Origin of the sequence: Desulfogranum marinum, assembly GCF_016918565.1 — a bacterium.
GTDB lineage: Bacteria > Desulfobacterota > Desulfobulbia > Desulfobulbales > Desulfobulbaceae > Desulfogranum > Desulfogranum marinum.
Genome location: NZ_JAFFQD010000015.1, coordinates 92,286 through 102,862, shown reverse-complemented (window position 1 = coordinate 102,862; position 10,577 = coordinate 92,286). Strand labels below are relative to the sequence as shown.

The 10,577-nt window shown below is 47.0% G+C and carries 12 protein-coding genes; 7 read left to right on the top strand and 5 right to left on the bottom strand.

Features of this window, described 5'->3' with window-relative positions:
- Positions 1-252 precede the first annotated feature (252 nt).
- The 3 genes from JWH17_RS10335 to JWH17_RS10325 form a co-directional block, all read right to left on the bottom strand.
- A complete protein-coding gene (locus tag JWH17_RS10335; RefSeq protein ID WP_205222535.1) occupies positions 253-531 on the bottom strand; it encodes a hypothetical protein in 279 nt (92 codons plus the stop codon).
- Between the two features lie 329 nt (positions 532-860).
- Entirely contained in the window at positions 861-1,034 is a 174-nt protein-coding gene (locus JWH17_RS10330) for a hypothetical protein (protein WP_205222534.1), read from the bottom strand.
- A gap of 116 nt (positions 1,035-1,150) precedes the next feature.
- Positions 1,151-1,477 carry a YkgJ family cysteine cluster protein gene (locus JWH17_RS10325; RefSeq protein ID WP_205222533.1) on the bottom strand — a complete coding sequence of 109 codons (327 nt, stop codon included), beginning with the start codon at positions 1,475-1,477 and terminating at the stop codon, positions 1,151-1,153.
- A gap of 648 nt (positions 1,478-2,125) precedes the next feature.
- Here JWH17_RS10325 and JWH17_RS10320 point away from each other — a divergent pair.
- The 7 genes from JWH17_RS10320 (at position 2,126) to JWH17_RS10290 (ending at position 9,029) form a co-directional block, all read left to right on the top strand.
- Positions 2,126-3,292: a DUF2332 family protein gene (locus JWH17_RS10320; protein WP_205222532.1), complete on the top strand. Its 1,167-nt coding sequence runs from the start codon at positions 2,126-2,128 to the stop codon at positions 3,290-3,292.
- 37 nt (positions 3,293-3,329) lie between these two features.
- A complete protein-coding gene (locus tag JWH17_RS10315; RefSeq protein WP_205222531.1) occupies positions 3,330-4,223 on the top strand; it encodes a DMT family transporter in 894 nt (297 codons plus the stop codon).
- 135 nt (positions 4,224-4,358) lie between these two features.
- On the top strand, positions 4,359-5,531 hold the full coding sequence (locus JWH17_RS10310; protein ID WP_205222530.1) for an exo-beta-N-acetylmuramidase NamZ family protein: 1,173 nt from the start codon (positions 4,359-4,361) through the stop codon (positions 5,529-5,531).
- A gap of 90 nt (positions 5,532-5,621) precedes the next feature.
- Positions 5,622-6,674: a UDP-3-O-(3-hydroxymyristoyl)glucosamine N-acyltransferase gene (lpxD, locus tag JWH17_RS10305; RefSeq protein ID WP_205222529.1), complete on the top strand. Its 1,053-nt coding sequence runs from the start codon at positions 5,622-5,624 to the stop codon at positions 6,672-6,674.
- A 10-nt stretch (positions 6,675-6,684) separates the two neighbouring features.
- A complete protein-coding gene (fabZ, locus tag JWH17_RS10300; RefSeq protein ID WP_205222528.1) occupies positions 6,685-7,140 on the top strand; it encodes a 3-hydroxyacyl-ACP dehydratase FabZ in 456 nt (151 codons plus the stop codon).
- Positions 7,141-7,357: 217 nt separating this feature from the next.
- The gene (gene lpxA / locus JWH17_RS10295) at positions 7,358-8,152 is read left to right on the top strand and encodes an acyl-ACP--UDP-N-acetylglucosamine O-acyltransferase (protein WP_205222527.1); all 795 of its coding nucleotides are present in this window, start codon (positions 7,358-7,360) and stop codon (positions 8,150-8,152) included.
- A gap of 31 nt (positions 8,153-8,183) precedes the next feature.
- A complete protein-coding gene (locus tag JWH17_RS10290) occupies positions 8,184-9,029 on the top strand; it encodes an LpxI family protein (RefSeq protein WP_205222526.1) in 846 nt (281 codons plus the stop codon).
- Between the two features lie 18 nt (positions 9,030-9,047).
- On the opposite strand, the gene JWH17_RS10285 is transcribed toward JWH17_RS10290, so the two are convergent.
- Together JWH17_RS10285 and JWH17_RS10280 are read right to left on the bottom strand one after the other, a co-directional pair.
- Positions 9,048-10,043 (bottom strand): serine/threonine protein kinase, encoded by a 996-nt coding sequence (locus tag JWH17_RS10285; RefSeq protein ID WP_205222525.1) that lies wholly within the window; start codon positions 10,041-10,043, stop codon positions 9,048-9,050.
- Entirely contained in the window at positions 10,043-10,495 is a 453-nt protein-coding gene (locus JWH17_RS10280) for a universal stress protein (RefSeq protein ID WP_205222524.1), read from the bottom strand. Before JWH17_RS10280 ends, JWH17_RS10285 begins: the two co-directional genes overlap by 1 nt.
- Between the last annotated feature and the right edge of the window lie 82 nt (positions 10,496-10,577).

The window sequence follows — 10,577 nt, the reverse complement described above, 5'->3', positions numbered from 1 at the left end:
CATTACAATGCACCGGGCATATGGCTGTGCCTTTAAATGAGTGCGAATGGAAGCCTGACGTTACGGGATAATTTAAAATTTGGTTCGCCAAGTCGAACAGGTGTTGACAAGCCTTCTCATGGAAGCGTAGACTCCGATAGTCGCCTATATTCATTGCCAAAATACTGAAGAAAATGATGCTGGATGGACTGACCTTTGGTGAACATTGTGAAAAAATACCAAATCTATTTGAATTTACATAACATACAGAAATTAGGTGTAATTTGTTAAGTTGACACAATGTTCATGAGAAATTCGGGTTGATAACGTTGTCAGATAAGCAAGGGTAATAGAGAACGTTCCAGCAAATAATAATTCCGAGCCAAAAGATATATCAAATAAATTTTCATTACGGCTGATGAAAAATGTGCCCGCCAGTAACGAAAACACCCCAATTACATAAAAATAATAGGCGTTATCCTGTATAATTTTTTGGGCTTTTTCTTTCGAATCTATAAGTGATTCTGGATATATCGTAAAAGGCTCAATCATTTTTTATATTTTCATTATTATAACTGTGAGTGCATCGACGAGCCTCAGCGAGCTCCCTCTATCCGCCTTTTTTTCTCCGGATACCTTTACTCTGAGCTCTTTATCAGTGTCTTAAATAATGAGATTTTTTAATCAAGATCAGGTAAGCCTCGACTCCGAGGTATGCTCAAAATTTTACCACAGGCATATATAGTATCGGAGTCTACGCTTACCTCCGAGGATAAAATTTTGAGGATAACGCCGAAATTGGCAGAAAAAGCTGTTATTTAAGATGCCCTTATGAATCCACAAAGACTTTTGGCCTTGTTCAACTTCTAATTTTATTTGTTCTAGTTGTCGTCATTAACAATAGGTGCACTTGTATCATCATTGACCGTTAAAGATTGATCAGCTTGAGATTCTTGGGTAGCTTTTTCCAATTTTTTTAATCGCTTTTGTTCCTTTTTTTTCTTTTTAGCCAACTCTTTTTGTCGTTTTTCGTATGAATAATTGGGTTTTGCCATTGGTTTCCCTCGTATTGATTGAAAAGTAGGTAGTATGAAATATAACATTAAACTCACTTGCACCCATCGGCCATGTCATCAGTCCGCTACAGATCGGGGTTTCAAGTGAGTGTTTTTTACTCATAAGTGGTAATCAGCACTTTCTCTTTATTTGCAGTGCAGACGTTATCCTGCACGGGGGTTGAGGGATATTTTTTACAAATCCCTGGTCTTTCATCGTATACAGTACAAGAAAAGCTCCCCTCATTCTCCTTTAAGAAATAGCAATGTCCATTATCCTGGAATTGTAAGAAATATTCTTCTACTTCTTTGCCTATTGGGTTTGTAAACACCTGAGCTGGTAGGCCTGTTAATTTTTTTAACGAATGTATCTCATTTTTAGAGAGAGTTATAAAAGGATAATTTTTACAACATTCAGCACACTTTTTACATATTTCCGTCAATAGACGATTCTCCATAATTTAAGAAGTATTGTTTGCATCATATCTGTTTCGGTGAAGATTGTTCTGCAATATCGCTTCTATCCGCAATTCGCAGAGCAGACTCTGCAGATGTTGAATTCACCTGTAAAAAGAATTCAGCGGAATGTGGGAAGCAATGGCGCGCCTTATGAAAGAAGCGGTTCTTACGGCAGGCGAAGATTACAATGGTGTATGGTCCTGTAGCGGACTCATCTCAGACGGGAGGTTATGGGTTAGGCACTAATTGTTCCTATAGTACCCTATTGTCAATGTATCATACCATAGTCATGACCGTAAGGCCCCATCTACTTTTCGCTACCCGTTGCTGACTCAGAAAGAGGAAATGTAAAGCGTCTTTAAAGTTTTCGATCTTGCCGCTACAAGAAGCTGATATTTTATATCAACAGGCAGAGCTGTATAAGTGCCACCTGTTGCTTAAGCGAGTCCTGTTTTTCCATTTATCTAACACGTCGAAAAGAGTATACATTGTCGGGGATGAGAGGTGGCTTTATCCATAAGATATTTCGAGCACGTATTTTTTCCGTTTTGGTGCTGCCCAAACAGCGATAAACCCAACGGGGGAGTGCGTAGTAAGTGATGGGTACAACAGAGATGTCAAAAGTAAGCTCTATGGACATAGAAAAGAGTTTTCGCCATCAACTGGTGGGTCGATTTCAAAAACAAGAACAATTCACCAGCGGCTATTCCCCTCTTTTTTCGCGGTTGTGCGGTATCATAGGGCAGTGGCTTGTAGATGAGAATGATCTGGTTGGCAACTGGTTGGTCCAGGCTGCAGCCAATCGCGCCTCGTTTGATGTCCCCCTTTTACTGATGGCTGGACTCCATAAAAGTGTTCTGGCTGGGAGTGCAGAGGCGAAAGAGCCGGCAGCGTATTTTGCGACAGTTGATGGCACCAAAAGCCCAGATGATCCAAACTTGCCGCAGGTTCTTCGTCAGTCGATTTTGTTGCTGCAAGCAGATCTGGAAGTTTTTATCCAAACCGCAAGCGTTCAGACCAATGAAACCGGTCGTGGTTTATGTTGGTTGCTGCCCCTTTTGTATACCCCCTGGCAGCAAGTGCACCTTGTTGACCTGGGTGCAAGTGCAGGGCTTAACCTACTGGCAGAGCAGCGTAAATACACTTTAGTCGCTGAAGACAGCAGTAAGGAAATTGTCAGCTTAGGGCAGGGGGAGAATATCGAGTTTGTGGTCAAGTGCTCTGGACGGTTTGTTCCCCCGGATCGTTCAGCCGAGACGGTGAGGGTCGTTTCCAGAATTGGGTGCGATAGGGCGCCTTTTTATTTGCAAAGCAAAGAAGATGAATATACCTTGGCATCGTTTATATGGGGTGATCAGAAAAAGCGCATGACAAGACTTCAGGAAGGCATTGCAGTGCTTCGTGCAATGGAGACAGCAGGAAACACTCTTTGTTTATATCCAGCCGATCTTCCGATGGAGCTGGATTCTTTTTTGATCCGGCATATTCCCGCTGACCCTGCTTGCCCGATTGTTCTTTATACTACCTATTTAACCAACTACCTCGCAGATAAAGGGGCTTCTTTACTTGAACGAATCCAGCAGTGGGCTGTAAAGCAAACCAGAGATATTTTGTGGCTGCAAATGGAAATTTCACGTAATGAACTCCAGCCTCCGCACAAGGGATGGGTACTTTGGCAGGCGAATCTGTGGCAAAAAGGCATCCATTATACGTGGAATCTTGGTTGGTGCCATCCCCATGGTTCTCCTGTGCACTGGTTACCGGGTGTGGAGCAGTGGGCTCGGTTTTGGCAGGAGTAACCGACGCCATCAACTCTTCAATTATAAATACAAAATTATGACTACAAACGTACTGGCAGCGAGCCGGGTGACCACCCGCCAATTTTATGGATGGGCTGCTGTTTTTGGTTCAGCTTTTTGTTTTTACCTGGCAACACTGATCATTCGTTGGTCCCATTCGACTGTCGATATTGAGACCTCTTTCTTTGTCTTTTCCCGGTTTTTGCTCGGTTTTATCGTGGTGTGCCTGAGCATGGCCTGGAATAAGCAACGACTGCAACCCCGTCGTTATCATTATTTACTGGGCCGGACCATTGCCAATACCGTAGCGGTTTTTTGTTTTTATAAGGCGGTTGCTGTTTCCTCGGTGGCGGAGGCCAATATTCTTAATATGACCTATCCTTTGTTTGTTGCCCTTTTTTCGTGGTTGTTTTTGAAAAAGCAGCGGGATGGAATAGCGGTTGCCATTGTTATGATTGCCTTGGTGGGCGTGTGGATGGTTCTTTCCCCGGGTAGCGTCGGCTTGGGTTTTCATAATTTTTGGGGACTTGCCTCGGGCTTCTGTGCTGCCTTTGCCATTATTTACCTCAACATCAGCCGTCAATATCATGATTCCCAGACCATCCTGTTTTTCATGTTTGGGGTTGGTTTGTTGATCATGTTGTTTTTTTTCAGGCACCAGCTTTTTATTCCTGACAGGAGCGAGTTTTTCTTCCTTTTTACCTGTTCCGTTGCCGGCGTTTTGGGCCAATACCTGCTGACCTACGGCTTTTTCTTTGTCACTGCCGTTGAAGGTGCGGTCATTTCATCCACCCGTATATTGCTTGCAGCCCTTTTGGGGCCGATCCTGGCTGCCGATCCGGCCTTGAGTGTTGTCGGTTGGTTCGGCGCGCTGTTGATTTTTGGATCCAACGTGGGGTTGGCGTTGCGTCGTAAGAGTCAGGCTCATTAAATGCTCGTTACCCTGCAGCAGGGGCGAATGCCGCTATGATTCAGCCGCTTGGACAAGCCGTTTGAGCTAGCTAAAGAGTTTATACTTTTCAACAATTACAGATATCCGCATATTTTTTCAACAAAGAGGTACCCTTTGATTGCTATTGGTATTGAAGAGCTTTGTCGCCTGCAACCTGGCTGGATTAAAGGAAAACGGCTGGGGTTGCTTTCTAATCAGGCCTCAACAGATCGTAACCTGACCCATAGCCGTGATCTCCTTCTGGCCGCCTTTCCAGGGCAACTCACTTCTATGTTTTCCCCGCAGCATGGTTTTTTCAGTGAGAAGCAGGACAATATGATCGAGTCCGGCAATAGTACCGATCCAACAACCGGTCTTCATTGTTATTCTCTGTACGGACAAACCCGGCGACCGTATCCTGAGATGTTCGCAGACCTGGATGTTTTGCTGGTAGACCTTATCGATGTCGGCACCAGGGTCTATACCTTTATCTGGACGGTTGTGTACTGTATGGAAGTTGCTGCAGAGACGGGCGTGAAGGTGGTTATTCTTGATCGGCCCAATCCCGTCGGTGGCCATCTGGTAGAAGGTAATGTTTTGGAAAAAGAGTGCCGATCCTTTGTCGGCATGTGCGACATTCCCATGCGCCATGGTTTGACAATGGGCGAATTAGCCCGCTTTTGCGCCATGGAACTCGGTATTGATGTTGATTTGGAGGTCATACCTGTTAAGGGGTGGCGGCGCGATATGTTTTTTGCTGAAACCGGTTTTCCGTGGGTTTTTCCCTCTCCGAATATGCCAACCGCGAGCACAGCGCTTGTCTATCCCGGGCAGGTCATATGGGAGGGGACGACTGTTTCCGAAGCCAGGGGAACCACCTTGCCGTTTGAAATGTTCGGCGCGCCTTACGTTCGGGTTGAGGAGGTTTTACACTATGTCGAACAGGAAGGATTACCGGGGTGCGTGCTGCGACCGCTGATGTTTGAACCAACCTCCGGCAAGTGGGCAGGGGAACCATGCAGTGGGTTCCAGATCCATGTGACCGACCCCCATAGGTTCAAACCCTACAAGACCAGTCTGGTCTTGCTTCAGGCCTTGCTGATGCTGTATCCGCAAAATTTTGCCTACAAAGAACCGCCCTATGAGTACGAATTTGAACGGCTCCCCATGGATTTGATCATCGGCAGCAAAAAGATACGGCAGGAACTGGAGCAAGGGGTGCCGATTGTAGAGCTTGAGCAGGCCTGGCAACCGCAGTTGGCTGAGTACGAAAAAAAACGATCATCTGTTTTTCTTTACGAGGCGTAAGAAATACGCTAAGTTCGAGCCGCTGGCGGGGAACTATTACCATGCGGAGCGCAATTGCCGCGCACCGTTTTTACAAGGGAGAATGTCACAATGTCGCGATCATATACTCTCCAGGAACTGGCTGAATTTGTAGATGGGAAAATTGTAGGCGATGGTGCCGTTGAAATCAATGGCTTGAATGGTTTTGACCTGGCCGGACCGGGCGAAATTACCTTTTTGGTAGATAAAAAAATGATGGCAAAGTTGCCGGAATGCAAGGCGAGTGCCTGCATTTTACCCAAGGGCTTCGAATCCCTGGGACTTCCCGGGATCGTTGTTGACAGGCCGGATATTGCTGCTGCCCGCATCCATTCCCTTCTCTTAAAAAAGGACTATGCGGCAACAGGTATTCATCCATCAGCGGTTATCGGATCCGGTTGTCGCCTCGCGAATGCTATATCCATTGGTGCCCATGTGGCCATCGGTGATGAGGTGCACATTGGGGAAAGGGTAACCATTCATCCAGGTGTGGTTATCGAAGACCGGGTTACCATTGGCGATGACACGGTTATTTACGGCAACGTTACCATTGCAGCAGACTGTATTATCGGCAACAGGGTCTACCTGCATCACGGGGCTGTTATCGGCAGTGATGGATTTGGCTTTGCCACAGATGCCATGGGCAATCACTATTCCAAGCCCCAGGTTGGGAATGTCCGCATAGATGATGACGTGCAGATAGGTGCGTGTACCTGCGTTGATCGTGCAGCCTTCGGCACCACCTGGATTAAGTCAGGCGTTCGCATAGATAATCAGGTGCAGGTTGCCCATAACGTCGTGATTGGAGAAAACTCGGTGCTTGTTGCTCAAACCGGTATCGCCGGGAGCAGCAGTCTCGGCAGAAGTGTTGTCTTGGGCGCTAAAGCAGGGGTAAACGGCCATATTCATCTTGATGATGGGGTTATGGTAGCGGCCATGGGAGGCGTCCACAACAGTCAGCCCAAGGGAGCGCTGATTGGCGGTGCCCCTGCAATTGATGTGAAAAAATGGGGAAGGGCCACGGCAGCATTTAGTCGCTTGCCGGAAATGATAAAAGAAGTGCGTCGGTTGCGTAAAGAAGTGGACCGGCTTACCGCCTTGGTACAAAAAGGCGAGGATACTTGAGAGTCTCGATATGACCACAGAAAAAGAAATTAAGATGCCAATTGATATTAAAGGGATCCTTAATCTGTTGCCCCACCGGTATCCCTTTATCCTTGTTGATCGAATTATTGATTTTGAGCCTGGACAGAGCATCACCGGACTGAAGAATGTGTCCATGGGTGAACCGTTTTTTCAGGGACATTTCCCTGGTGAGCCTGTGATGCCTGGTGTACTTATTTTGGAAGGGATGGCTCAGACGGGCGGTATTTTAGCCTATCTCACCGAACAATCGATGATAGGCGAGAAATTGGTTTATTTTGCAGGGCTGGACAAGGTGAGGTTCCGCAAGGTCGTTCGGCCTGGTGATCAGCTCATTTTTAAGCTTGAAATGATAAAGTACAAGGCGCGTCTTACAAAGATGGCCGGGCGTGCGTATGTCGGTGACGAATTGGTGACCGAAGCAGAAATGATGGCAACTTTTGCCTGAAAAACAATTTCGGGTGCATGTTCCAGAGGACAGCACCCTTTAGATAGGCTGTAACTATTCAGTAGACTCCCAGCTGCATACGATAAGACCGGATACCAGAGTATTCTTTTCATTATCCATTCCGTTTTTTCGCATCTGGTGTACTGCTCAACAGTTACAGCTCGAGTTTAAGGCGAGCTTACTTGTTATTCGCTGAATAGTTAGGATAGGACTTTTTATGAGTATACATACCACAGCAGTGGTTGATGCGCAGGCTCAGGTTGACAGCACTGCAATTATTGATCCTTATGTTATTCTTGACGGACCTGTGATCGTCGGACCGGAAACCCGTATCTGCGCCCATGCAATGGTCTCCGGACGGACCACAATCGGGGCCCGTAACACCATTGGCTCTTTTACCTCCATTGGTGCTCCTCCGCAGGATATACATTATAAGGGTGAGGAAACCGAGCTGGTCATTGGTGATGATAACCAGATACGTGAATATGTGTCCATTCACCGAGGAACTGCCAAGGGCAATGGACGAACGGTTATCGGTAATAATAATATGATCATGGCCTACAGTCATATAGCCCACGACTGTACCATTTGCGATTATGTGATCATGGCCAATGTTGCGACCCTTGCCGGTCATGTTGAAATCGGCAATCATGCTAATCTCGGCGGTCTGGTTGCTGTGCATCAGTTTTGCCGGATAGGCGACTATGCCTATGTTGGAGGTATGTCGGGTATAGGGTTGGATGTCCCTCCTTATGTTATCATGGAAGGTACCCGTAATCAGATGCGCATATCCGGTGTAAACAAGATAGGTCTTCGCAGGGCCGGGGTAAAGCGTGATACCATCAAGAAGTTGGATGAGGCTTTTCGACTCCTGCTTCGTTCTCCGCAGCTTCTGCTCAAAGATGCACTGGCACAGATAGAAGAAGAAATGATGGACTGCCCGGAAGTACAGCTTTTGGTCGATTTTTTCCATTCAAGTAAACGCGGCGTTGTTAAGCGTACCCTGGAATAATGGGTGCAGCCGTCAACACGTTGAATCATAAATGGATGTAGCCGGTATGTCTGCCATTGGTCTCATTGCCGGAGGAGGGCAGTTTCCTCTTCTTTTTACTCAAGCTGCGCAAAAACAGGGGCGCAAGGTTGTTGCCATAGCCCATGTCAACGAGACCTTGCCCGAGTTGGAAACCCTTGCCGATGTGATCTGTTGGGTAAAACTCGGCCAGCTCGGTAAGATAATAAAATATTTTAAGCGGGAAGGGGTCGAGGAAACCGTTTTTGCGGGGACAATCACCAAGACCCGTATTTTCAAAGATGTGCTGCCTGATTTAAAGGGCCTCACGCTATGGAATAAAATAGACGCCCGACTCGATGATGCTATTTTGCGCGCAGTTGCTGATACCCTTGAGCAGGAGGGAATAAAAGTTATTGCCTCCACCTGCTATCTCGATCACCTGTTTTTTCCCCGAGGGATTTTAACGAAAAAGAAACCTGATAAAAAACAGTGGGAAGACATTCGGTTCGGCTGGTCCATGGCTCGCCGGATAGGCAAACTTGATATTGGACAGTGTGTGGTTGTTCGTGACCGGAGTGTTCTTGCAGTAGAGGCTATCGAAGGGACAGACGCAGCCATACGCCGTGGAGGAACGCTGGCCGGTTCCGGCGCAGTGGTTGTTAAATTGAAAAAGCCTGATCAGGATTTCCGTTTTGATCTGCCGGCCACCGGCGAGCAGACCATTCAGACCATCGGTGAGGTCAAAGGGGCTGTGCTGGCAGTTGAGGCAGGACAGTCATTGCTTTTTGATCGTGCGGCAATGATCAGGGCTGCGGACAAAGCCGGCATTGTTGTGGTTGGCTTGACAGAAGATGATCAGGGCGTGCCCTGTATCTGATATTCGGCACCATGGGCGTTACCGGGGGAGCTCCTCCATGGCATCTTCCAGATCATTGTATAGCTCGTCAACAGATTCGTAGAAGACGTTGGTGGCAGTCGAGAAATGAAGTAAAATGTTGTTGAGTTTGGTTGGAATATAAGGAAAAAGTTTTTGTAAATTCACCACCCTGTTTTGCGAGAGCAGAGACAGGTCCCGTTGGTTTATTTCACTTAATTTCTTGAGGCCCAGTTCCGGGTCTTTTTCTATATCTCGGGGATGGTAATTTCCCCGTCCTGTCAGGTAGAGTAGGATATTTCCCAGTTCGAACAGGTCCAGGGCATAGGGTTTTTCCGGCAGGTAGAAGTCGTAATCAAAGTCAATCCAGGAAAAAACACCGGTTGTTCGGTCTACAAAAATATGATCGCGGCGGATGTCGCCGTGACGAAAACCATTTTCATGGAGAATGCCTATCGCTTTGATACACCCCAGATACCGTTCCAGGATGGAGGGCAAATGGTTATAAAAATAGTCTTGGTGGGAACACTGAGGTTTGTGGATATACTTGTCAAGTCTGTTGCCGTTGATGGGGATCAGTACTCGAAGGAGGTTGCCGACGTCGTCAAGTATTGGTTCACCCTGCATAAATTGGGGGTGCCCTGTTGTGAGCTCGAGGATGCCGGCCTCTTTTTCAGGGCTGCGGTAACAGGTGATAAGGTAGCTTCCCAGCCGGATGTCAAAGGTTTCATGAAACACCAGCTTCAGAATGTATTTTTTGCCGGTGGTTAATTCTTCGGTTTTAGGTACCCATGGCTTTATCTGTTCATGGACCCCGAAACGCCCTTCTTTGGTATAGGCTGTAATAAGGTAATAGCGATCCTCAACATGAATGATGTCGCCATAATCGATTGAGGTGAAATCAGTGGTGTCGATAAACACCCTGGTTGGCCTACGCAGGCTGCGGGTAACCCTGTGGCTTGCGAGTTTTTCCTGGATCGCTACCGGAAGCGTGTCTTTATAGGTATATTTAAGCATTAACCCACCACCCACACTGCAATGTCTTTTCCGTTATGGATAAGGGCACTGGATATGGACCCAAAGAGAAATTCTTCAGACTTTGAGATTCCCCTTTTTCCCACCACGATGGTGCCGTAATTTTCTTTTTTTTGCAGGCTGAGGATGGCCTCGCTGATGGTGGTGTTGTCTGCCATCAGGCAACGGGTTGCAATGGATTCTTCAGGGACACCGCCATCTTTGAGATGTTGAGCGGCTTTACGGAGAAAAAATGTGGCCTGTTTTTGCTGGTCTTGCTGGTATTCGTCGAGGGTGGAACCTCCGCGATAGTAGTCAGGCGGCGGGGCGGGGTAAATGTGGAGCAGGCAAAGCTTAACCCCGGTGAGTTTGCCGGTAATGCTGCCGACATAATTGACTGCATTTACGGACATTTGTGAGTTGTCAATCGCAATGATAATTCGTTTCCAGTCCATAAACACCTCGTAAAAAGCATTTGATACGGATGGTAACTGTTTTTTAGCCGTCCAGTGGTACTGCACTGCGGCTGACAGAACA

What these genes read in the sequence shown, in the direction of transcription:
- fabZ (WP_205222528.1), top strand. Translation starts at nt 6,685, where the DNA reads ATGACCACAGAAAAAGAAATTAAGATGCCAATTGATATTAAAGGGATC.
- JWH17_RS10315 (WP_205222531.1), top strand. Translation starts at nt 3,330, where the DNA reads ATGACTACAAACGTACTGGCAGCGAGCCGGGTGACCACCCGCCAATTT.
- JWH17_RS10290 (WP_205222526.1), top strand. Translation starts at nt 8,184, where the DNA reads ATGGATGTAGCCGGTATGTCTGCCATTGGTCTCATTGCCGGAGGAGGG.
- lpxD (WP_205222529.1), top strand. Translation starts at nt 5,622, where the DNA reads ATGTCGCGATCATATACTCTCCAGGAACTGGCTGAATTTGTAGATGGG.
- JWH17_RS10330 (WP_205222534.1), bottom strand. Translation starts at nt 1,034, where the DNA reads ATGGCAAAACCCAATTATTCATACGAAAAACGACAAAAAGAGTTGGCT.
- lpxA (WP_205222527.1), top strand. Translation starts at nt 7,358, where the DNA reads ATGAGTATACATACCACAGCAGTGGTTGATGCGCAGGCTCAGGTTGAC.
- JWH17_RS10320 (WP_205222532.1), top strand. Translation starts at nt 2,126, where the DNA reads ATGGACATAGAAAAGAGTTTTCGCCATCAACTGGTGGGTCGATTTCAA.
- JWH17_RS10280 (WP_205222524.1), bottom strand. Translation starts at nt 10,495, where the DNA reads ATGGACTGGAAACGAATTATCATTGCGATTGACAACTCACAAATGTCC.
- JWH17_RS10285 (WP_205222525.1), bottom strand. Translation starts at nt 10,043, where the DNA reads ATGCTTAAATATACCTATAAAGACACGCTTCCGGTAGCGATCCAGGAA.
- JWH17_RS10335 (WP_205222535.1), bottom strand. Translation starts at nt 531, where the DNA reads ATGATTGAGCCTTTTACGATATATCCAGAATCACTTATAGATTCGAAA.